At 63.6% G+C, this 22975-nt stretch carries 18 protein-coding genes and 2 pseudogenes; 14 read left to right on the forward strand and 6 right to left on the reverse strand.

Annotated features, from left to right (window positions below):
• The coding region (locus tag AS156_RS16845) for an IS481 family transposase (RefSeq protein ID WP_066501212.1) at positions 1 to 964 on the reverse strand (964 nt) is incomplete at its 3' end.
• Between the two features lie 873 nt (positions 965 to 1837).
• Between AS156_RS16845 and tolQ the strand changes: the two genes are divergently transcribed.
• The 12 genes and pseudogenes from tolQ to AS156_RS16900 all read left to right on the forward strand — a co-directional run bounded on the left by tolQ (position 1838) and on the right by AS156_RS16900 (position 14609).
• Complete coding sequence (gene tolQ / locus AS156_RS16850) at positions 1838 to 2551, forward strand: protein TolQ (RefSeq protein WP_066506332.1); 714 nt, start codon at positions 1838 to 1840, stop codon at positions 2549 to 2551.
• Between the two features lie 34 nt (positions 2552 to 2585).
• A complete protein-coding gene (locus AS156_RS16855) occupies positions 2586 to 3059 on the forward strand; it encodes a biopolymer transporter ExbD (protein WP_066506335.1) in 474 nt (157 codons plus the stop codon).
• Positions 3060 to 3095: 36 nt separating this feature from the next.
• Positions 3096 to 4031, forward strand: coding sequence for a protein TolA (locus AS156_RS16860; RefSeq protein WP_066506337.1), 936 nt, complete (start codon positions 3096 to 3098; stop codon positions 4029 to 4031).
• A gap of 46 nt (positions 4032 to 4077) precedes the next feature.
• The gene (gene tolB, locus AS156_RS16865) at positions 4078 to 5448 is read left to right on the forward strand and encodes a Tol-Pal system beta propeller repeat protein TolB (RefSeq protein WP_066506339.1); all 1371 of its coding nucleotides are present in this window, start codon (positions 4078 to 4080) and stop codon (positions 5446 to 5448) included.
• 186 nt (positions 5449 to 5634) lie between these two features.
• The gene (locus AS156_RS16870; RefSeq protein ID WP_066506340.1) at positions 5635 to 7962 is read left to right on the forward strand and encodes a putative bifunctional diguanylate cyclase/phosphodiesterase; all 2328 of its coding nucleotides are present in this window, start codon (positions 5635 to 5637) and stop codon (positions 7960 to 7962) included.
• A 171-nt stretch (positions 7963 to 8133) separates the two neighbouring features.
• A complete protein-coding gene (locus AS156_RS16875; protein ID WP_066506343.1) occupies positions 8134 to 8871 on the forward strand; it encodes an N-acyl amino acid synthase FeeM domain-containing protein in 738 nt (245 codons plus the stop codon).
• Positions 8872 to 9145: 274 nt separating this feature from the next.
• Positions 9146 to 9640, forward strand: coding sequence for a peptidoglycan-associated lipoprotein Pal (gene pal / locus AS156_RS16880; RefSeq protein WP_066506344.1), 495 nt, complete (start codon positions 9146 to 9148; stop codon positions 9638 to 9640).
• A gap of 254 nt (positions 9641 to 9894) precedes the next feature.
• Positions 9895 to 10923, forward strand: coding sequence for a tol-pal system protein YbgF (ybgF, locus tag AS156_RS16885; RefSeq protein ID WP_066506346.1), 1029 nt, complete (start codon positions 9895 to 9897; stop codon positions 10921 to 10923).
• A 54-nt stretch (positions 10924 to 10977) separates the two neighbouring features.
• Positions 10978 to 11103 (forward strand): annotated as a pseudogene (locus AS156_RS44460) (tRNA lysidine(34) synthetase TilS); the annotation flags it as partial.
• 4 nt (positions 11104 to 11107) lie between these two features.
• A pseudogene (gene tilS, locus AS156_RS16890) lies at positions 11108 to 11999 on the forward strand (tRNA lysidine(34) synthetase TilS); the annotation flags it as partial.
• A 256-nt stretch (positions 12000 to 12255) separates the two neighbouring features.
• Positions 12256 to 14178: an ATP-dependent zinc metalloprotease FtsH gene (gene ftsH / locus AS156_RS16895; RefSeq protein ID WP_066506349.1), complete on the forward strand. Its 1923-nt coding sequence runs from the start codon at positions 12256 to 12258 to the stop codon at positions 14176 to 14178.
• Positions 14179 to 14189: 11 nt separating this feature from the next.
• The gene (locus AS156_RS16900; protein ID WP_066506351.1) at positions 14190 to 14609 is read left to right on the forward strand and encodes a DUF3052 family protein; all 420 of its coding nucleotides are present in this window, start codon (positions 14190 to 14192) and stop codon (positions 14607 to 14609) included.
• A 129-nt stretch (positions 14610 to 14738) separates the two neighbouring features.
• On the opposite strand, the gene AS156_RS16905 is transcribed toward AS156_RS16900, so the two are convergent.
• The 3 genes from AS156_RS16905 to AS156_RS16915 form a co-directional block, all read right to left on the reverse strand.
• Positions 14739 to 16271, reverse strand: a complete 1533-nt coding sequence (locus AS156_RS16905) for a glycosyltransferase family protein (RefSeq protein WP_066506353.1) — start codon at positions 16269 to 16271, stop codon at positions 14739 to 14741.
• A complete protein-coding gene (locus tag AS156_RS16910) occupies positions 16268 to 17785 on the reverse strand; it encodes a hypothetical protein (RefSeq protein ID WP_066506358.1) in 1518 nt (505 codons plus the stop codon). Before AS156_RS16910 ends, AS156_RS16905 begins: the two co-directional genes overlap by 4 nt.
• 300 nt (positions 17786 to 18085) lie before the next feature.
• Positions 18086 to 19069, reverse strand: coding sequence for a phosphatase PAP2 family protein (locus AS156_RS16915; protein ID WP_066506361.1), 984 nt, complete (start codon positions 19067 to 19069; stop codon positions 18086 to 18088).
• Positions 19070 to 19372: 303 nt separating this feature from the next.
• Here AS156_RS16915 and AS156_RS16920 point away from each other — a divergent pair, with 303 nt between their 5' ends.
• Both AS156_RS16920 and AS156_RS16925 read left to right on the forward strand, forming a co-directional pair.
• Positions 19373 to 20047: a TetR/AcrR family transcriptional regulator gene (locus tag AS156_RS16920; RefSeq protein ID WP_066506363.1), complete on the forward strand. Its 675-nt coding sequence runs from the start codon at positions 19373 to 19375 to the stop codon at positions 20045 to 20047.
• Positions 20048 to 20127: 80 nt separating this feature from the next.
• Entirely contained in the window at positions 20128 to 20556 is a 429-nt protein-coding gene (locus AS156_RS16925) for an OsmC family protein (RefSeq protein ID WP_066506365.1), read from the forward strand.
• A gap of 57 nt (positions 20557 to 20613) precedes the next feature.
• On the opposite strand, the gene pyk is transcribed toward AS156_RS16925, so the two are convergent.
• Entirely contained in the window at positions 20614 to 22053 is a 1440-nt protein-coding gene (gene pyk, locus AS156_RS16930) for a pyruvate kinase (protein ID WP_066506367.1), read from the reverse strand.
• Positions 22050 to 22655, reverse strand: a complete 606-nt coding sequence (locus AS156_RS16935) for a DUF1036 domain-containing protein (protein ID WP_066506374.1) — start codon at positions 22653 to 22655, stop codon at positions 22050 to 22052. Before AS156_RS16935 ends, pyk begins: the two co-directional genes overlap by 4 nt.
• Positions 22656 to 22975: the final 320 nt, after the last annotated feature.

The following is a 22975-nucleotide window of genomic DNA, read 5'->3' on the forward strand; positions in this document are numbered from 1 at the left end:
TGTGGAGCCTCAAGAGGTTGTTCCCGGTCAATCCGAGTCTGCTGATCGGTGGCTTTGAGCCGATACTGCCATGAGGACGATGCCAGTTGTAGCAATGAAGCCATCGTGGCAACTCGGCTGCTCTTTCTGCTGAGGTGTTGTAGGCCTGCGCATAGGCCCATTCTCGTAGGCTGGTTTGAATGAAGCGTTCGGCCTTGCCATTGGTTTTGGGTGTATAGGGCCTGGTGCGGATGTGCTTGAGGCCGAGGCGCTTACACGCCCTTAGGAAGGCGAAGGATTTGTAGCACGCGCCGTTGTCGGTCATGACGCGCTGTACCTTCACGCCGAGGCTCACGTAGTAGGCCACGGCCGCCTTGAGGAAAGCGATGGCGCAACCCTTTCGCTCGTTCTTCATGACCTGGCTGAAAGCGATCCGTGACGCATCGTCGATGCAGACATGTACGTATTCCCAGCCTGGCCCTTGACGGCGAGAACGCAGATTGCTCGACCCATGTCGATCGCCGGTGATCCGATGGCCGATCCGATTGAACTTGCCGAGCTTTTTGATGTCTATGTGGATCAGTTCACCAGGATGCTGGCGCTCATAGCGCCGGATCGGCTCGGCCGGCTCCAGGGCAGCCAGCCTGTTCAAACCGAGTCGGCGCAGGATACGGCTGACGGTTGCTGCGGAGACCCCAACTTCGAGCGCGATCTGTTTGCCGGTGTGGCGCTGCCGGCGGAACGTCTCGACAGCGGCGCATGTGGCTGCCGGGGTTTGGCTTGGCAATGAATGAGGCCGCGAGGAACGATCCCGCAAACCATCGACGCCTAATGCGCGGAAGCGCTTGACCCATTTGGCGACCGTCTTTGCCGTCACATTGAATTGGAGCGCGGCTGTGGCCTTCGTCAGGCCGCCCTCGATCACGCTCCGCACCATCGCCTCTCGACCTTTCGGCGTCAAAGGCGCATTCTTGTGGATGTTCATCTGGTCTCTCCGGGGAACACTGAAGTTTCGCAACCTCAGCTTTCTCGGTTCAGACCAGATGGACAACCTCCTGAAAGCTCACACCTAGTTGGCAGGTGTCCTCATTCAAGACGCGCTTGCGTCTTGAACGGGCGGTGACAAAAGAGCCCAGTCTCGCCAGGGAGAGCCCGTATAAGCCGTAAACCATCGCGCAGGGAAAGCCGGACAGCTCCGGTTACACCTGTGGTCCTACCTCCCGCGTTTTTTACTACGCGGGACCCATGGGTGCGATCGGCACCCGGCTTTCCCTGCGCCCTCTGTTCGAGAGAGGGCGGAACGAAATGCAAAGCTCGGACAGATCGTGTCGCGAGGACGTTGATGCATGACGCACAATCGCGAAACACACTCTGCGTCGTCCTGGCGAAAGCCAGGACCCGTTACCCCAAATCCCAATTATCGCGCGACGCTGGGGCCACGATCCCGTTCATCACCAAATGCGGTGGCTATAGATCCTGGCTTTCGCCAGGACGACGAACGGAGGGCCCGCCGACGATCTCCGCCGCGGCGTTTGGGTTCCGCCTGCACCAGCGCCTCACCCGGTACCTCCCGGAACTCGCCAACCGGCTCATCCGGAACCATTTCCCGCCCCGGAATCTCCCTTTGGTAACCTCGCCTTAACCATGATTAGCGTTTGGTTAGGGTCGGAATGCCGCGCGAAAAGCCCTCGTTTTGACATGTTGGCAGGGGAAGCAGGTCCCGGCTTTGGACAGGCCCCCCATGCGACAGATGTAACAGGCTCTCGCGCAGTTTTGCCGCGCCCCGCGCGTGGCCGTGGAACCGGTGCCGATTTGCGGACCGCCTATTGGGGACACTTGCGTTGAGAGGATATTGCCGATGAATTCCGCCGACGTGGCTCAATCAGCTCTGCCGCTGGCATCGAGCGATGTGTCGCTGATCGCGTTGTTTTGGCAGGCCCATTGGGTCGTCAAGTGCGTCATGCTGGGGCTTCTGTCCTGCTCGGTCTGGGTCTGGGCCATCGCGATCGACAAGGTCCTGCTTTACGCCCGCACCAAGCGCGCCATGGATCGCTTCGAGCAGGCGTTCTGGTCCGGCCAGTCGATCGAGGAGCTTTACCGGGCCCTGTCGGCCAAGCCGACCCAGTCGATGGCGGCCTGTTTCGTGGCGGCGATGCGGGAGTGGAAACGGTCCTTCGAGAGCCAGTCGCGCTCCTTCGCCGGCCTGCAGGCCCGGATCGACAAGGTCATGAACGTCTCGATCGCCCGGGAGGTGGAGCGGCTGGAGCGGCGCCTGCTGGTGCTGGCCACTGTCGGCTCGGCCGGCCCCTTTGTCGGCCTGTTCGGCACCGTCTGGGGCATCATGTCGAGCTTCCAGTCGATCGCGGCCTCTAAAAACACCTCGCTGGCCGTGGTGGCGCCCGGCATCGCGGAAGCGCTGTTCGCTACAGCAATTGGTCTAATCGCCGCAATTCCGGCGACTATTTTCTACAATAAGTTCACCTCCGAGGTGAACCGGCAGGCCCAGCGCCTGGAGGGGTTCGCCGACGAGTTCTCCGCCATCCTGTCGCGTCAGATCGACGAGCGGGGCTGAGAGACGTGATGATCACTTTTGCGAGCGCACGATCATGGCGATGAGCATGGCAGGGTCGTCCGGCGGCGGCAGACGCGGCCGCGGCGGGCGCAAGCCGGTGATGGCCGAGATCAACGTCACGCCGATGGTCGACGTGATGCTGGTGCTGCTGATCATCTTCATGGTGGCGGCGCCGCTGATGACGTCGAACATCGACATCGACCTGCCGGTCGCCAGCGGCGGCAAGTCGATCTCGTCGAACCAGCCGCCGCTCACGCTGTCGGTCAAGCGCACCGGCGGCGGCTGCAACTCGAACGTCGAACTCTATCTCGGCGATGCGCAGATCGCTGCCGCCGACCTGCTGCCCAAGATCAAGGCGATCCGCGAGACCCGGTCGGATGCCGAAAGCGTGGTCTATCTGCGGGGTGACAAGGATGTTTGTTACACTGACATGATGAAATTGCTTGGGGAGATCCGGACCGCGGGGTTCAAGGCAAGCATCGTGATCATCCCGGAAGGGGGCACTTAAAACTCATGTGCGGCATGCGGCACGGGGAAGCCTGAGTTGAAGGTCAAGGTCGACAAGACACTGGCGGCGTCGATTGCCCTGCACGTCCTCGTGATCGGGTGGGGCCTCGTGTCGTTTTCGACCAGGGCCTTCGTGATGCCGGAAGAGGATACTGTCGACGTCGACGTGATCTCCTCCGATCAGCTCTCCCATGCCATGGCCGGCCAGAAGGACGGCAAGAAGGAAAATCCCAAGCCGCTGGTCGAGAAGGTCGCCGACGCCAAGCCGGTCGACGACGCGGTCGGCAAGATCGACGACAAGAAGGCGCCGGTCGTGACCGAGACCGCGCCACCTCCGACGCCGAAGGTGGAAGAGAAGCCGGAGAAGAAGCCGGATCCGCCGAAGAAGGTCGAGAACAAGCCGAAGGAAGAGCCGAAGCCGGTCGAGAAGAAGCCCGATCCTGTGAAGCCCGACCCGATCGCGGAAGCGATCAAGAAGGAAGAGAAGAAGCCGCCGCCGAAGCCGGTTCAGCAGGCCGCGAAGCCACCGCCGGAGCAGAAGCCGAAGGAGCGCGTGTTCGACGAGAGCAAGATCGCTGCGCTGCTCGACAAGCGTGATCCGACGCGCGCCTCGATCACCGGTGCCACGCTCAACTCCAACGCCGCGCTCGGCACCGCGAAAGGCAAGTCGGCCGACAACTCCGCGACCTGGGGTGCGATGTTCAGGCAGCAGGTCGAACGCTGCTGGAAAAACAAGCCCTATGGCAGCCTCGAGGAGCAGCGGACCCAGGTGGTGATCGATATCGATCTGAAGCGCGACGGCACGCTCGCGCGCATGCCGGTGCCGGAAACCACGCCGTCCACGCCCTACATGCGCGTCTATCAGGAGAGTGCCCTGCGCGCGATCATCGCATGTCAGCCCTACAATCTGCCTGCGGGCTGGTTCGACGAATGGAAAGCATTCGCACCAGTGTTCAAAGAGAATAATACGTGAGATCAGCCGCAACGCTTGGCCAACATCAACCAAAAGTCTACGGACAATGACAGACAAGATTGATTGGTGCGCGACGAGGATTCGCCTCGACCGCAGACAAATGATTTCCGGTATCGCCGCATTTTCCGCGCTCGCGGGGGCACCCTTCCGTCAGGCCTTCGGACAGGAAGGCGGGCGCAAGCAGATTCCGATTCCGGGCGGCGATTTCGCGCCGGTGCCGATCGCGATCCCGAATTTTGCGGCCGGCACGCCCGGCGATGCCGAGGTCGGCGTCGGCGTGACCCAGGTCATCACCAACAACCTGAAGCGCAGCGGCTTGTTCGCGCCGATCGATCAGTCCGCTTATCTCGAGAAGACCGTCAACATCGACGCAGCGCCGAACTTCAACAACTGGAAGAGCATCAATGCGCAGGCACTGGTGACCGGACGCATGACGCGCCAGGGCAACGGTCGCGTGAAGGCGGAATTCCGCCTCTGGGACGTCAACACCGGCCAGCAGCTTGCCGGCCAGCAGTATGACACGTCGGCCGAATACTGGCGGCGCATCGCCCACATCATCTCCGATCAGATCTATGAGCGGATGACCGGTGAGAAGGGCTATTTCGACACCCGCGTCGTGTTCGTCGACGAGAGCGGCTCGGCGCAGCACCGCGTCAAGCGGCTGGCGCTGATGGACCAGGACGGCGCCAATGTGCGCTACCTCACCCGCGGTGCGGATCTGGTGCTGACGCCGCGGTTCTCGCCGTCGACCCAGGAGATCACCTATATGGAGTTCGGGCAGGGCGACCCGCGCGTCTACCTGCTCAACATCGAAACCGGCCAGCGCGAGATCGTCGGCAATTTCCCGGGCATGTCGTTCTCGCCGCGCTTCTCGCCCGACGGCCAGCGCATCATCATGAGCCTGCAGCAGGGCGGCAACTCCAACCTGTTCGTGATGGATCTGCGCTCGAAGGCGATGACGCGGCTGACCGATACGCCGGCGATCGACACCTCGCCGTCCTACGCGCCCGACGGCTCGCAGCTCTGCTTCGAATCCGATCGCGGCGGCAAGCCGCAGATCTACGTCATGCCGGCCACCGGCGGTCAGGCGCAGCGCATCTCGTTCGGCGACGGCACCTACTCGACGCCGGTCTGGTCGCCGCGCGGCGACTACATCGCCTTCACCAAGCAGGGCGGTGGGCAGTTCGCGATCGGCATCATGAAGACCGATGGTTCGGGCGAGCGCATCCTGACCTCGGGCTTCCATAATGAGGGACCGACCTTCGCGCCGAACGGGCGCGTGGTGATGTTCTTCCGCGATCCCGGCGGTAACAGCGGACCGTCGCTCTTCACGGTCGACGTCTCCGGCCGCAACGAATTGAGGGTGCCGACGCCGGGCTTTGCCTCCGATCCGGCCTGGTCGCCGCTGTTGTCTTGACGCTGCGCGCGGATTGGGCAAGGGAAGCCCGGACGCCGACCGGCAACTCTTGCCTAGCATGCTGATATCAAAGGTGAATTTCCACTCTGCGTCGAGCGCAACAACCACTCGCTAACGATGTTCGCTCAGAAAGACTTCATCAGCGCCCGGTAAAAGTGCGACTTGAAAAGGACGCACGCCGCTACAATGCAGTTTGCTAGTCAGACGGGACAACCGGATCAGCCGATGCCGCCGACGATTTCCGCGGCGCTGGTCGATTCCCTTTTCATGAATCCGGCGCCGATGATCTTCGGCGCCTTCGGTCCCGCGATCGCCGGCGCGGTGATCGCGGCTGTCACCGGCGATCTCGTGTGCTGGCTGTGCGTGCCGCTGTTCATCGTGGTGGGCCTCGCGCGCGCGTTGCAGATGTATCGCTACCAGCAGCGCAGTTCCGGCCTCACCGTCGAGGAGTCGGTGATTTGGGAAAAGCGGTACCGGCTCGGTGCGATCGCCTACGGCATCGTGCTCGGCATCTGGGGCGCCGCCGTGCTGCTCAGGACCAGCGACGCGGCCGCGCATATGCTGTGCGTGACGACGGTGGTCGCCTACACGTCGGCGGGGGTCGGGCGCACCTTCGGCCGGCCGCAGATCTTCCATCTGCATCTGCTGCTGTCGATCGGTCCCCTGATCCTGTCGCTGATGTATGTCGGCGGCGCCTATCACATCGCGCTGGCGCTGCTCAGCCTCGTGTTCTTCAGCGCCATCCGGCACCTGACCTCGAGCCTCCAGCGCATCTACGTCAACGCCTGGGTTGCCAAGGAGCGCGAAGCGGCGCTGGCGGGCCAGTTCGATACGGCGCTGAACAACATGCCGCACGGGCTGTGCATGTTCCGCGCCGACGGGCGTCTGGCGGTGATGAACCACCGCTTCATCGAGATGATGCAGCTGCCGGACGATTTCGTGCGGCGCGGCGCCAGCGTATCCGATATCTGCAATGCCTGCGTGCTGTCGGGTGCGATCTCGGCCGCAACCTCCAGGCAGATCCTCTCCGAGATCGAGAATTCGCAGGCCGGCGAGATCGTCACCAGCGATCCCGACGCGAGCAAGAACCGCGCGCTGTCATGGACCTTCCAGCCGATGAGCGGCGGCGGCACCGTGGTGCTGGTCGAGGACATCACCGAGCGCAAGGATGCCGAGGCCAGGATCAGCCACCTCGCGCGCTACGACGAGCTGACCCAGCTGCCCAACCGCGTCAATTTCCGGGACGAGATCGGCCGCCTGCTCGCCACCCGGCATGGCAGCGAGCAGCGCGCCGCGCTGCTGTTCGTGGACCTCGACCAGTTCAAGCAGGTCAACGACACGCTCGGCCATCCCTGCGGCGACCAGCTGCTGTGCGCGGTCGCCGACCGGCTGCGCGAGATGCTGCGGCCGGAGGACTTCGTGGCGCGGTTCGGCGGCGACGAGTTCGTCGTGTTCCAGCAGAACATCCATTCGCACGAGGATGCCGCAGCGCTCGCCCGCCGCATCGTCGACCGCCTCAGCGAGCGCTACAAGATCGACAATCACCTGGTCGAGATCGGCGCCAGCGTCGGCATCGCGATGACCGCGCCTGGCGTCGGCGCCGACACCCTACTCAAGAATGCCGACATGGCGCTCTACCGTGCCAAGGCCGACGGCCGCGGCACGTTTTGCTTCTTCCGTGACGAGATGGCACAAACCGTCGAGGCGCGGCGCATCCTCGAGCTCGATCTGCGCAAGGCGCTCGCCAACGAGGAATTCGAGCTGTTCTATCAGCCGCTGATCAACTTGCGCTCCGGCAAGGTGAGCACCTGCGAGGCGCTGTTGCGCTGGAACCATCCAGTGCGCGGCACGGTCTCGCCGGTCGACATCATCCCGGTCGCCGAGGACATGGGCCTGATCGTCGACCTCGGCCGCTGGATCCTGCGCAAGGCCTGCATGGAATGCATGAAGTGGCCGGAGGCGGTCAGCGTCGCCGTCAACTTCTCGCCGCAGCAGTTCCACCAGCGCGACGTGCTGAGCGAGGTGCGTTATGCGCTGGAGGTCTCGGGCCTGCCGGCGCACCGGCTCGAGATCGAGATCACCGAGTCTTCGCTGCTGCATAACACCCAGCTCACCCACGACGTGCTCTCGCAATTGCGGACGCTCGGCGTGCGGATCTCGCTCGACGATTTCGGCACCGGCTACTCCTCGCTCAGTTATCTGCACAATTTCCCGCTGCAGAAGGTCAAGATCGACCGGTCGTTCCTCGAAGGCATCGACAGCGATCGTCCGCTGACGCTGTTGCGCGGCGTGGCGCGCCTCTCCGCGGACCTCGGCATGTCCGTCGTGGTCGAGGGCATCGAGACCAACGACCAGCTCGAGCTGATCAGCGCCGACGGGGCGGTCACCGAAGCACAGGGCTACCTGTTCAGCCGGCCGGTTCCCTCGGTGCGGATCCGGCAGTTGTTGAACGCATCGCATGGCCGCCGGACCGACGAGCAGTTGCACGTGATTCCCTCGCGCTCCATCGCCTGACCTAGCGTCTCAAACCCAATCCACAGTTGCAGATGGCCGCGACCGCACGGGACGGGATGCGCCTTGCGGGACGGGTTAACCGTGTTGCTGCGATTGCTTTGCATCCTGTTAAGAAGCTGTTAATCTTTCCTAACGCGCGTAGAAGTTGCTTTGTTCGTTAGGGAGTAGCACATGAGGTCCGCGGCCGAAGCCATCAAGCCCGCGACGGGACGGCTTGCGGACCCACTGGATCAAGTCGATTACCGCCTCGCCCAGACGACTGAGCAGAAGGACGAAATCTATCGCCTCCGCTACCGCGCCTATCTGCGCGAGGGGGCGATCCGGCCGTCGGCGCAAGAGCGCGTTGTCGATGCGTATGACGAGGCGCCGAATGCCTGGGTCTTCGGCGTCTTCGTCCAGGGCGAGCTCTGCAGCTCGATTCGAATCACCCTGGTGACGCCGGAGTTGCGCAGCGCACCGACGGTTGAGGTGTTCGGCGACGTGCTGCATCCCAAGCTCGACAAGGGCATGGTCTTCATCGACTCGACGCGCTTCGTCGCGGATCCCGAGAAGGCGCGGAACTATCCGGAACTGCCCTATGTCACGGTCCGCCTCGGCTCGACCGCGGGCGTGCACTTCAATGCCGATTACGGCCTTGCGCCGGTTCGTCCCGAGCATATGGCGTTCTACCGCCGGGTCTTCCTGCATGAGACCTGGTCCGAGCCGCGGCTCTATCCCGGGCTCGTGAAGCCGGTCGGACTGATGGCGGCGCATCTGCCGGCGGTGCGCGAGAGGGTGCTCGCCCGTTATCCGTTCCTGCGCTCAAGCGCCTTCGAGCGGCGGATGCTGTTCGAGCGCGGCGATGGCCAATCGCTGCCCGACGCGCTGGTGCGGCCGTTCGAACGGGCCTCGATCGTTCCCAGTTCCTGAGCGGAACGCCGCCGGCATTGCTGATTAGTGTCGGACCGTGCTTTTACGGTCACGAAAATCGCTGCAGAACAGGCGCAGAGCGCTCTCGCGCTTGCCTTCCCTTCACCGTCACGCCACATTTGCCACCCATTAACCATCGGGGGTGCTTTTCGCCATTAGCCGGCATTTGATGCGGTCTGGCAAGGTCCCGTCAAGGTTGACGGAACGTTCGCTTAACCATCCCCCTGTAGATCAGATGACAGTACGAAGAGAGCGTGAGCGTGGAGGCTCCGGAATGAAACATCAGATGCGTATCCTCCAGGGTATGAAGCTGGCTGCGGTTCTGGCGGTGGCGCTGTCGATGGGCGCCTGCGCAAACAAGAACGGTTTGGGCGCCGATGGCGCCATGGCGAGCGCCGCGACCCCGGGAAGCCAGCAGGACTTCGTGGTCAACGTCGGTGACCGCGTGTTCTTCGACAGCGATCAGACCGATCTCAGCCCGCAGGCGACCGCGACGCTCGACAAGCAGGCACAGTGGCTGCAGACCTACAACCGCTATTCCTTCACCATTGAAGGTCATGCCGACGAGCGCGGCACTCGCGAATACAACATCGCGCTTGGTGCGCGCCGTGCCCAGTCGGTCCGTGCCTATCTTGTTTCGCGCGGTATCGACCCCAGCCGCATGCGCACCATCTCCTACGGCAAGGAGCGCCCGGTCGCGGTCTGCAACGACATCTCCTGCTGGTCGCAGAACCGTCGCGCCGTCACCGTGCTGAACGCGAGCTCCTGAACGACCGTTTCGGTCAGAGTTTCAACCGGCGCCTTCGGGCGCCGGTTTTGTTTTGTGGCGCAGGATCGCCACGTCAGCGCGCTGTCAGCTTGATGAACGAAGCTGCGCGCAACGTGACGCTTGCTTGTTCTGGCGACGGCACTAAACCATTGCCGTGCGACGCTACCCGGGATTTGAAGCGCCAGTCACAATTCCGGCGTACTCCGTCCCTCAATGTGGCTCGCTTTTCACGTCGATATCGTCGTCAGGGCAAAATGTCATCCAGACTTCAATTCCTTACCTCCGCCGCGGCGATCGCGGCGGTGTTCGCCGTTTCCATTCCAGCCTTTGCCCAGTCCGACGATGCCGACGCCGAGGTGCGGATCGAGCGGCTCGAGAACCAGCTGCGGCAGGTGACCGGACAGAATGAGGAGCTGCAGTACCGCAACCGCCAGCTCGAGGAGCGGCTGCGTCAGCTCGGCGCTCAGCCCCAAGGCGCGCCCGGACAGCCCGGGCCCCAGCCGAACGTCGCGGCCGTACCGCCGGCACAGCAGCCGCAGGCTCAGCCCGGTTATGGGCAGCCGCAGCAGGGTTACGGTCAGCAGCCCCAACCGGGATATGGGCGGCAGGAGCAGGGCGGCTATGAGCAGCAGCCGCAGATCGCCGCCCCCGCGCCCATCGTGCAAGAGCCTGCAGCGGCTCCCGGCCGCCGCGGCCGCGGCGATGCCTTCGATCCCAACCAAAACCCGAACGCTCCGGGCGCGCCTCGCGCGCTGGGCGGCGGCCAACTGCCGATGTCGAGCGATGCCGGGGTTGGTGCTCCGGGCGGCCGTGGGCCGGGCGAGCCGCTCGATCTCGGCAATACGAGCCCGCAGCGTCCGCCGGGGGCCGGTGGTGGTCTGACCACGTTGCCGCCCTCGGCCACGCCGAAGGACGAGTTCGACCTCGGCATCGGCTACATGCAGCGCAAGGACTACGCGCTTGCCGAAGAGACGATGAAGAATTTTGCCAGGAAATATCCTGCCGATCCGCTGGTTGCGGATTCGCAGTATTGGCTCGGCGAAAGCTATTTCCAGCGCCAGCAATATCGCGACGCCGCCGAAACCTTCCTCGGTGTCACGACCAAGTTCGACAAGTCGGCCAAGGCACCTGACGCTCTGCTCCGGCTCGGCCAGTCGCTCGCTGCGCTGAAGGAGAAGGAGGCTGCCTGCGCAGCCTTCGGCGAGGTGATGCGCAAATACCCACGGGCATCTGGCGGTGTGAAGGCCGCGGTTGATCGTGAGCAGAAGCGGGTGAAGTGCTAAACCGGCATCCGGGAGGCCGCATCTGGCCTCTCTTTGCGAAATGCCGGTCTTGCGATGCCTGACGACCAATCCGCTATCCTGGCACGGGATGCCAAGCGCCTGTTCGCAGGGCTGGCATCCGCGCCTGCGATCGTGCTCGCGGTGTCCGGCGGTCCCGATTCCGTCGCGCTGATGTGGCTCNNNNGCGCTGGCGCCGCGGACTTTCGCGCGGGCCGCGGTTGGTTGCCGTCACCGTCGATCACGGTCTGCGCCCGGAAGCCGCGCGCGAGGCCCGTGACGTCAAGCGGTTGGCACAGAGTCTCGACCTGCCGCATCACACGTTGCGCTGGACCGGTCCCAAGCCGAGGACCGGCGTGCCCGCGGCTGCCCGCGAGGCCCGCTATCGTCTGCTGGCGCAGGCTGCGCGCAAGCACGGCGCCAGCCACGTCCTCACAGCACATACCCGCGACGATCAGGCCGAGACGGTGTTGATGCGGATGCTGCGCGGCAGCGGCATCGCCGGCCTGTCGGCGATGGCTCGCGAGAGCGAGCGCGAGGGGATCCGGCTGGCGCGGCCCTTGCTCGATATTTCGAAGGCGCAGTTGATCGCGACGCTGAACAAGGCGCGCATCGGCTTCGCCGAAGATCCGACCAATCGCGATCCGGCGTTCACGCGCCCGCGGCTGCGTGCGCTGATGCCGGCGCTCGCCGAGGAGGGCGGCGATGCGAGGAACCTGGCGCGGCTCGCAAGCCGGCTTGCGCGCGCCAATGCCGCCGTTGAAGTGCTTGTCGACGGCGCAGAGCGCTATCTTGCGTTGAAAGATCAAGATACCGCCCGCCCAGGCTTCGATGCCGCGCTGTTCGCAGCGATGCCGGAGGAAATTCGCCTCCGTGTCCTGAAGCGCGCCATCGACCGGGCCGGACACGAGGGACCCGCCGAACTCGGCAAGGTCGAAACCCTGCTTGCGGTGCTGGATCGCGCCGTGGCGGAACGCGGCGGCAGGCTGAAACAAACCCTCGCCGGGGCCGCCGTCAGCGTCGCCCGCGGCCGCATCCGGGTCGAACCGGCGCCGCCCCGCCGCGCTCGGTCCGGATAAGTTTGGCCGATTGTTTCAGTCGCCCCGACAATCCCGCAAAGAGGCTTAACCACCCCCGAAAAACACCGGGTTTCACGCCATTATTTGACCGGGAATCGCGCTAGGATGCGGTAAATAGTCATGCGTGGTTCCCTTGGCATCGACCCCAGCGGCACCTAAATTGTATGCCATCGACGGGATGGATTCCCTGGGGATTCCCACAGAGCCGGCCCAAGGACAGGAGAGGCCGCGATCCGCGCGACCACGAAGGAACACAATGAACGCCAATCTGCGGAATTTCGCCCTCTGGGTCATCATCGTTTTGCTGCTGTTGGCGTTGTTCACGCTGTTCCAGAATCCCGGCCAGCGCACGTCCTCGCAAGACATCTCGTTCTCGCAGCTTTTGACTGAAGTCGATCAGGGGCACGTCCGTGACGTCGTGATCCAGGGGCCGGAGATTCACGGCACCTTCACCAACGGTTCGAGCTTCCAGACCTACGCGCCGAGTGACCCGAATCTCGTGAAGCGCCTCTATGACGCCAAGGTCTCGATCACCGCGAAGCCGCCGGGCGACAACGTGCCGTGGTTCGTGTCGCTGCTCGTCTCCTGGCTGCCGTTCATCGCGCTGATCGGCGTCTGGATATTCCTGTCGCGGCAGATGCAGGGCGGCGCCGGCAAGGCGATGGGCTTCGGCAAGTCGCGCGCCAAGATGCTGACCGAGGCGCATGGGCGCGTGACCTTCGAGGACGTCGCAGGCGTCGACGAGGCCAAGCAGGATCTCCAGGAAATTGTCGAATTCCTCCGCGACCCCGGAAAATTCCAACGCCTCGGCGGACGGATTCCGCGCGGCGTGTTGCTGGTCGGCCCTCCCGGCACCGGCAAGACGCTGATCGCACGCGCGGTCGCGGGCGAAGCCAACGTGCCGTTCTTCACCATCTCCGGTTCTGACTTCGTCGAGATGTTCGTCGGTGTCGGCGCGAGCCGCGTCCGCGACATGTTCGAGCAGGCCAAGAAGAACGCGCCGTGCATCATCTTCATCGACGAAATCGACGCGGTCGGCCGTCATCGCGGCGCCGGTCTCGGCGGCGGCAATGACGAGCGCGAGCAGACGCTGAACCAGTTGCTGGTCGAGATGGACGGCTTCGAGGCTAACGAAGGAGTGATCCTGATCGCGGCGACCAACCGTCCCGACGTGCTCGATCCCGCGCTGCTGCGTCCCGGCCGCTTTGACCGTCAGGTCGTGGTGCCGAACCCGGACGTCGTCGGTCGCGAGCAGATCCTCAAGGTTCACGTCCGCAAGGTGCCGCTGGCGCCGGATATCAACCTGAAGACCATCGCGCGCGGCACGCCCGGCTTCTCGGGCGCCGATCTGATGAACCTGGTCAACGAGGCCGCGCTGACCGCCGCCCGCCGCAACAAGCGGATGGTGACGCAGGCCGAGTTCGAAGAGGCCAAGGACAAGGTGATGATGGGCGCGGAACGCAAGTCGCTCGTCATGACCGAGGAAGAGAAGTTGCTGACGGCCTATCACGAGGGTGGCCACGCCATCGTCGGCCTCAACGTCGTCGCGACCGATCCGATCCACAAGGCGACCATCATTCCGCGCGGCCGTGCGCTCGGCATGGTGATGCAGCTGCCGGAGCGCGACAAGCTGTCGATGTCGCTGGAGCAGATGACCTCGCGTCTTGCCATCATGATGGGTGGCCGCGTCGCGGAAGAATTGATCTTCGGCCGCGACAAGGTGACCTCGGGCGCTGCCTCCGACATCGAGCAGGCGACGCGTCTGGCTCGCATGATGGTGACCCGCTGGGGCCTGTCGGAAGAGCTGGGCACTGTCTCCTATGGCGAGAACCAGGACGAGGTGTTCCTGGGCATGTCGGTCTCGCGCACGCAGAATGCGTCCGAGGCGACGGTCCAGAAGATCGACTCCGAGATCAAGCGTCTGGTCGAGGAAGGCTACAAGGAAGCCACCAAGATCCTCACCGAGAAGCACGACGACCTCGAGACGCTGGCCAAGGGCCTGCTCGAGTTCGAGACACTGACCGGCGACGAGATCACCGATCTCCTGAAGGGCAAGAAGCCCAACCGCGAGTCGGTGCTGGAGCCGTCGACGCCACGCGCATCCGCGGTGCCGCCCGCCGGCAAGCCGCGCCCGCGTCCCGATCCGGACACCGGCCTGGAGCCGCAGCCGCAGGCGTAAGCTTCCCAGTCATGGCCGGCAGCTCCGGCAAACCAGTTGTGCAAAAGCTCGGCCTCAAGCCGGGCTTTTGTATTTTTGTGGACGGATTGTCCGCGCCTTATGCCGATGTCGTCGGTGAACTCCCGGCCGGCGTGCGGGTGGCGAAGACTGCCAAAGGCCCGCTTGATGTCGTGCATCTGTTCACGGCCGAGGCCAGAGGGCTCGCCGCGAAGCTGAGCCGCTACCGCCAGGCGATCGCACCCGACGGCGTGATCTGGGTGTCGTGGCCGAAGAAGAGCTCGGGCGTCGCGACCGATCTCACGGATGTCACTGTGCGCGAGACCGCGCTCGCGGCCGGCCTCGTCGACGTCAAGGTCTGTGCCGTGGACACGGTCTGGTCGGGGCTGAAATTCGTGATCCCCGTCAAGGAGCGGGGCATGGCGAAGAAATAGCGTCAGCGAGCTCTTGATTGCGCTTGGCGCCGATCGCGGCGCCGTGGCATCCTCCCGCCCGGCCAACGGCACGGCCGCGCCGCGTCAGCGGCGAATCGGAGACTGCTTTCCACTTTTCCGGATCATGCTCTAGTAATTCAGGCGTACCAGCACGTCATTGATCTTGAACGGACTGGTCGCAGCTAGATCGCAGGTGCCGCGTCGCGCAAAGACGCAGGCGGTCACGTGATCGCTGCTCATCAGTGCGCAGCCCCGTGGCGAGAAATCCGAAGGTAGCTCGCTTGCTAGCGTCATCGGGCCGATGATGCGGTTGAATTCCTGCTGGTGCCTTTTCACCAGAGCCGGAAGTTGGCCCTTGGCCAGAGGGTCCGACGGATAGAAGGAATAAACGGGCCGGCCGAGCGCGAGCTGACCGCGCCCAGGCAGGAAGGGGGCGGGCAGGCCGTACAGTGCCAAACCGCAGAATTCCGGATCGGCGCTCAGGTCCGCCGCCAAGTTGGCCTCACCCAGGCCGAGGACCCAGTAATCGTGCATGAAGCGCGTGGCGGACAGGCTGAGCGATAGCAGCACCCAGGTGCCGCACACGATCGGAAGTGCCCAGTAGCGCCGAGCGCGCGGTGCACGTTGTCGCATCAGCTGAACCCAGTCTGCGGAGCCAAGGCCTGCCGCGATGACCAGCAGCACGATCGACAGGAAGATGAAGCGGTATTCCTTGTGCGCGATCATGCTGTGAAACGCGATGTTCACGACCGCTGCGACGATCAGCAGAGGCGCATGCCGCCATCCGCGCCAAAGCGCGGGGAGCATCAGTAGCGTCGCTCCCGACCACAGGGATAACATCAGGGTAACGTAAGCGAACGCCGGTGCGACGCCGAATTCCGATGCCCGGTCATGCAGGAGGTTTTGCTGAATATTCAGGATCAGCCATGCGAACGGCGTCGAGCCATGCAGCACGTCGATGCCGGCTGCGATCGTCAAAGTAGCCAATCCACCGGCAATCAGGGGAAGCGCGTTTCGCCGGTCCCTCCAGCACGCTCCCAATGCGAACACCGCCGAGGCGGGCGCATACTGGAAGCGCCAGACGAAGGCGAGAGCGAGTAGTGCGCCGCCCATGACGAGGCGGCTGCGGGAAAGCTGCCCCGTCAGCAGATAGGCGGCCGGCAGGATGACGGCCGTGGCCAAGGGTTCGCTTAGCGTGTGAGGCGCGAAGTAGACCAGTTCGAACCAGACCGTGACGGCAAGCGCCGCAACGGTCGCATGCGCGCGCGAAATGCGTTCGCCGAAATGCCAAGCCGTCACGACCATCGACAGTGACGCAAACGAGGCGATCAGGCGAGGCCCGACGAAGGCACCCCACCCACCCGGTGCCAGCCAGTCGCCAAGAGCAATCGGTCCTGCGAACAAGGTCGGCAGAAACCAGTTCCGAATTCCATCCCGCCATTCCCAGGTGACGACCCCTTGGTGGCCGAGCAGGCGCCAGGCAGGCTCGAGATATTGATATATCTCGTCGTTGTGAATGACGTTTGGCCAAAAGGCGAGCGGCAGCCGCAAAGCCGTGGCGAGCAGTAGCAGCCCACAGAGGCTGCCGTACCGTACAGCGAATGTTTCGCTCTTGGCGGTGGGGACGGTGACGATAGGCAGAATCGCAGCGTTACTTGTCATTTGGCTTCATCGACAGGATTGAATGGGCGCCTGACATAAACTGTCAGGAAGGCGCCACTGTATTGTTCTTGCCAGCCGCGCCGATCGACGAGAAACCGCCGCAACTGTTCGTGCGCCTTAACCCACAGCACCGCGTCGATCTGGTACTTGTTGAGCACCATATCCCACGCCGCCTCATCGACCTCCCGGCGCGCCAGCTTGAAATAGTCGTGCAGCAGATCATCAGGATAGGCGGTTGCGGCACGTCCGTCGACGAATACAGGGACAGTCCCATGCGTGCGGAAGATGAGATAGCCGCCGACGTTCCAATGGTTCAGGACTCGCGCGTGAGAGAAATGCTTTTGTAGATAGGCCGCACCTTCAGTCGATAGCATGTCGGGCAGGTCGAGGGCCGGTGCAACGTGCAGGAATGCCATCGGCAAGGTGCACAGGCCTGCAAGTCCGGCCGCCAGCAGCGGTCCCCTCACGCTGAAATCGTTGAGTCGTTCGGGCAACAACCGGCTGATATGAAGCGCCATCGGCGCGGTCGAGAAAATGAAGAAGAACGCAATGTATCTGAATTGATCAAGCCCCAGGATCAAGAAGAGCCAAGCCATCAATCTTGGTTCGAGCGGGATTGGTTTTGAGTTTCTGTAATGAAGTTCGAGCGCGACGAAAGCCGCCATGTACAGAATGCCAGGGATGCTGCCCGGCATTTCCATGTTGTGATAATAGGAGCGCCATTCGCTGATGTTTCCCTGGACAAAGTGCCCCATCGTCGCGGCGACACCGGCATAGATATTCCAGCCCAGCGGATTGACGAATGTCGCGGCAAGACATCCGATCCCAACGAGACCGAACCTTCTGCACTCGGCCCAGGTTCCTCTCATTGCGGCTACGCCGAAGAAAACGCCGATCACGAGAAAGCCAAGCAGAAAGCCTCCGTGCAAATTGGCCCAAAGCCCCATCAGCAACGGAAGTACGAACCATCGGGTTTTTCGCAGGCATTCGCGATAGAAGACGACACACAGCAACATCGTGCACGTATTCGGCGAAACCGCGAGATAGATGTTCGGCGTGGCGTAGTAGGCGGGATAGAGCAGGCAGGTCAGGAAGACCGAAATACAAACCGCAACGGCGGACCCTCCGTAGCCAAGACAGATGGACGCCAGGATGCCGACGATCGCTGCGCCACAGGCAACGGTACTCAGGAGGAGGCCACTAAAACCCGTATATTGATACGTCACACTGGCAAGTGCGTCCCAGAGCCAGGACAGATTATACCATTGCTTGTCGCCATGAGTGAATGACCAGGGGTCCGTGAGAGGGACGCTATTCCGTTCCCGGATCAGGTCTCCAGCGGCGAGATGCCAGCCTAGATCGTAGTGAGCAAGCAAAAGCGGCGCGTCGAGAATGTAGAACAGACAGATGAACGAGATCAGAAAGAGATAAATTGCCGATCTCAGGAGGAGCGGGCTCGCCGCGTTCGTAAACTTGTCGAGTGTCGGTTCAAGCCAGACTTGGATCCTGTCCACCGATCCCTCACGAAGACGCGAGCCCGATGGCTCTTTGCGCTCGCCGGTCGTCGGACGCGAGCCGCTTGGTGGCTTAGGGGAACTTATCTAAAGTCGAGTAAATTCGATCCGACAATCGACGTGATTAGCTTAACGAAACCGCCAACAGTTCATTTTCTCTCGTTCAAGGTCCATTTCAGCCGCGGCCTCGTTCGCCGCTCGCCGGCGCAGATATTTCGAAATCGAACGATCATTTTAGATCGCGATTTACCATGCCGAGAATCGGCTTGCGCCCTCGGTGTCAGCGAACGCAATCAGCGGTCAGCGTGCGTCGGCCTCGAGCGGCCTTGCCCGGACATAATCAATCTTGGCGGCAGTTGCCCGGCCGCTGAAGAAGGCGACGCCGTATTTCACCACTGCGATGCAGGTCACTGCGAGCAACACGCCGCCGATCACGTCGATGACGTAATGGGCGCCGATCACCGGCGTCGACGCGATCATCAACACGTTCATCGCGGCGGCAACGATGCCGATGCCGCGCACCGGCCACAGCGCCCACAGATAGAGTACGCCGGACGCTGCGTGGAAGCTCGGGAACGACACCACGCCTGCGAGCTCGAACAGCTCGAGATGCCGGAGTACGCCGGAGCGCACCGCCAGGATGTCGCGCAGTTGAGCCTCGTAGACCTTGGTGTGGACGGACGGGAAATCGGCGGGCGAGATGTTCAAGCCATAGAAGGTGCCGACGGCCGGAACGAGCGTCGAGATCACGAGCGTGATCGCCAATGCGAGGCTGAACGCGGCGACGAATTGCTGCAGCCTGACCAGCCGCAGCGTTGCCGCGAGGATGATTGGGACCGCCAGCAGAAACCACTTGATGAATCCGTAGCTGGTCACGAGCGCTGTCATCAGCCATGCGTGATCGTTCACGAAACTGATGATTGCCTCGGGATCGAGACCCATCGCGCGATCGATCGCCAGAAATGTGTGATCCTGCAGCGGCCAGTTGAGTGCGAGCGCCACGTAGGTGAGCGGTCCCATGATCACTACGATGAGGAGCAGTTGGGCGATCGCGCCGAGGCCGAACAGCAGTTTCGGATCGGCGGCGGATCCGCGCGCCCAGAAATACAGATAGACCATCAGTGCGAATTGGCCGGCCATGCCACTCATCACGCCGAACGCTTTCGGCTCGACCGAGAATCCTCCGAACAGCACCGCGAGCAGCAACACGCTGCTCATCGCGGCGATGGGAATCCAGTTGAGATTGAAAAGCCGCCAGGCAAGGCGGGTATCCGATTCAGCCATGACCGCACCCGGATGTGGGAGCGGTAGATTCCCCAGCCTCCTTTAAGATGAGGATAACGGCGGCAGCACAATCCTCGCTTCGTGGTCAGGGCGCGCGTTGATAAGGGTTTAAGGCCGTCGTGATGGCAATCTTGGCGAGCATTTTGGCTGTCGCAAAATCCTTACAATTCCACCTTGTGTTTCCGTTTGAATAGTTGTTCACTTCTTGTGGTGATTGCGGGATCAATCGCTCAAGACGTTGAAGATGCGTGCGTTCTGCCGGTGGGCGCCGGCTGGGACGCGCGTCCGGGGGGACGGAACGCCATGGTCTATCGGCGAACTCATCAAGTCGTGAAACGGCTGGCTGCCCGGCGCAGCGCCATCCTGTCTGCAGCGCGCGACGCTGCAGCTGACGGTGGCATGGCGGCTGTGCAGATCGCGCCGGTCGCGGTCCGTGCCAATGTCGCGGCCGGGACCGTCTATCGCTATTTCCCATCCAAGGCCGAGCTGATCTCGGAACTGATCGCGGACGTCTCGCGTGACGAACTGGCCGCGATCCGCCGTGCCGCGGATGCCGCGCCCGGGCCGTCATCGGCGCTGGCTGCCGCGGTGACAACGATTGCGGTCCACGTGCTGTCGCAGCGCAAGCTCGCCTGGGGCATCCTCGCCGAGCCGGTCGATGTCGACGTCACCGCATCGCGCCTGGCCAGCCGTCGCGACATTTCCGGCGAACTGGCGACGCGCATCGACGCTGCGGTGCGCGCCGGCCATCTGCCGGCGCAGGATACTGGGCTGGCAGCCACGGCCTTGCTCGGCGCGCTGCATGAGGCCCTTGTCGGCCCGCTCGCGCCGGTCAATCTCGACGATCCCATCAAGCTGCGCGATGCGGTGCAGACCGTGACCTTGCTCGCGCTGCGCGCCGTCGGGGTGATGGACGCGCGCGCGCGCGGCCTCGTGGTGCAGGCGACGACGCCGGCCAAGGCGTTGGTCGGAGCCTGAGCGCACGGCCGCAGCGAACACTTTCTGTCGCATCGGCGTTGTAGCTTCGGGGGGCTAAGGCCAACCGCAAGGAGCAACGCATGACGACGACCCATGGCTCAGCCAAATGGCAGGGCGGCATCAAGGACGGCAAAGGCGCGATCTCGACCAAGAGCGGCGCGCTGACGGATTACCCCTATGGCTTCGCCAGCCGCTTCGAGGGCAAGCCGGGCTCGAACCCCGAAGAATTGATCGGCGCAGCGCACGCCGCGTGCTTCACGATGGCCCTGTCGTTGATCCTTGGCGAAGCCAAGCTCACGGCCGAGCACATGGAGACCAAGGCCGATGTGACGCTGGAAAAGGTCGGCGATGGCTTTGCCATCACCTCCGTGCATCTGGCGCTGACGGCAAAGATCCCGGGCGCCGACAATGCCAAATTTCAGGAACTGGCCGGCAAGGCCAAGGCCGGATGTCCGGTGTCAAAGCTGCTCAACACCAAGATCACGCTCGAGGCGACGTTGCAGAGCTGATCGTCACGCTCACGTTCCGGGCCACGCACGCGCGCGGCCTGGAACGTTGTTGCATGGTCACATGATCTCCGCTTCGCCGTTAGGTCCCACCGAGGCGATGCGCAGCATGTTGGTGGTGCCGGGTGCGCGCAGCGGCACGCCGGCGACGATGATGACGCGCTGGCCCGCCTTTGCGAAACCATCCCTGAACGCGATCGAGCCGGCGCGGTTGACCATATCGTCGAGATCGTGGGCGTCCTCGGCGACGACGCAATGCACGCCCCACACCACCGACAGCTTCCGGCCGGTCGCGAGATTGGGCGTGATCGCGACCACCGGCACTTTGGGCCGCTCGCGGGCCACGCGGATCGCGGTCGAGCCCGAAGAGGTCCAACAGATGATCGCAGACAGGTCGAGCGTCTCGGCGATCTGCCGCGCGGCGTCGGCAATGGCATCGCCGACGGTGGGCTCGGGATCGACACGCTGCGCGTTGATCACGCCGCGATAGGTCGGATCGCGCTCCACTTCCTCGCCGATGCGGTTCATGGTCGAGACCGCTTCCACCGGGAATTTGCCGGCGGCCGATTCAGCCGACAGCATGATCGCGTCGGCGCCTTCGTACACGGCGGTGGCGACGTCGGAGACCTCGGCGCGGGTCGGCACCGGCGCCTGGATCATCGATTCCAGCATCTGGGTTGCGACCACCACCGGTTTGCCGGCGCGGCGCGCCATGCGGATCATCTGTTTCTGCAGGCTCGGCACCCGTTCCAGCGGCAGCTCGACGCCGAGATCGCCGCGCGCCACCATCAGTGCGTCCGACGCATCGATGATGTCGGCGAGGCGATCGATCGCCTGCGGCTTCTCGATCTTGGCCATCACGGCGGCGCGGCCGCGGATCATCTTCTTGGCTTCCACCACGTCCTCGGCGCGCTGCACGAAGGACAGCGCGACCCAATCGATCCCCTCGGGCAGCGCCGCTTCCAGATCGGCGCGATCCTTGGGCGTCATCGCCGAAACCGGCAGGTCGGTGTCGGGCAGGCTGACGCCCTTGCGATCCGACATCCTGCCGCCGATCACCACGCGCGTCACCGCGCGTTCGGGCGAGGTTTCCTCGGCGATCAGTCGCACCTTGCCGTCGTCGAGCAATAGCGCATGCCCCGGCCGGAGTGCGGCAAGGATCTCGGGATGCGGAAGCTGGACGCGGCTGTTGTCGCCGGGGGTCTTGTCGGAATCGAGAATGAAGGTCTGGCCGTTGTTGAGCTGGGTCGAACCTTCCGCGAATGCGCCGACCCGCAGCTTCGGTCCCTGCAGGTCGACCAGGATGCCGATCGGCCGGCCGTAGCTCGACTCGACATTGCGGATGGTCTTGACCAGCTCCCGCATCTTGTCATGCGGCGTGTGGCTCATGTTGATGCGGAACAGGTCGGCGCCGGCCTCGAACAGCTTGCGGATCATCGCGCTGTCTGAGGAAGCGGGGCCGAGCGTTGCGAGGATCTTGATACGGCGCAGACGTCTCATTGTTTGTTTCCGGGCGTTGCGGCTGGCGGCAGACCAGACGCGCCCGGAGGCGCTGCGGCCGGCGGATTTGGCAGGCCCGGCATTGCTCCGGGGCTTCCCGGGGCGACTCCGCCCGGCATTCCCGGAAGTTTCTGCGGCTGTTGTTCGTTGGCTTCGGTCAGCTGGACGGTCCATGCACGTTGCTCGCCGGTGTCGACCTCGAAGAAGCCGGTGCGGTCAAAACCGCGCGCAAGGCAATTCTCGGTGCCCTTGATGGTGAATTCCTTGTCGCGCGAGCACATGAACGCCTGGCCGGACCATTCGCCGCCGCGGTCATAGTCGAGCGCATAGATATAGTAATAGCGCGCGACCAGATTACCGCGAAGCAGCGTCTCGCACGCACGCGACGATACGTTCCACCAGCCTTCGGTGGTCCAGCCCTCGGCGTCCTTGTAGCCAAGCGCGATCCCGACCCGGCTCGACGTGTTGTTGCACAGGCGGAAATCGGCGGCCGCCGGGCTGGTCCACAGGCATGCCGCGACAAGCGCCAGCATCGGCAGGACGCCGGCGAGGAACAGGCGGATGGCACGGGCAGCTGATGGGGAGGAATCGGTTGGACTCATGCGGGGAAGCTATATCAAATCATTGACGATTTCGCGTGCTCCGGCGGGAACTGTCAACGGCCGGAACGTGCATTTTCGCGTGACGAGGTGGGCGCACGGCCGAGGTGGTTCTGTATTGCGCGGCGATATGGCAAAAACTGTGACAATTCCCGATTGCCAAAAGTATCATAGCGACATGGTCTCTTTGGGACGCTGGCGCGCCGCCGCCTGATACCGCCCTTTGATCGACCCCCCTACGGAAGGGCCGCCCCCATCGGGCGGCCCTTTGCGTTTACCCGGGGCGCCGCAGTCGCCTATGCGTTGATCCGGCTTATCGGAGA

This window comes from Bradyrhizobium macuxiense, assembly GCF_001542415.1.
Taxonomy (GTDB): domain Bacteria; phylum Pseudomonadota; class Alphaproteobacteria; order Rhizobiales; family Xanthobacteraceae; genus Bradyrhizobium; species Bradyrhizobium macuxiense.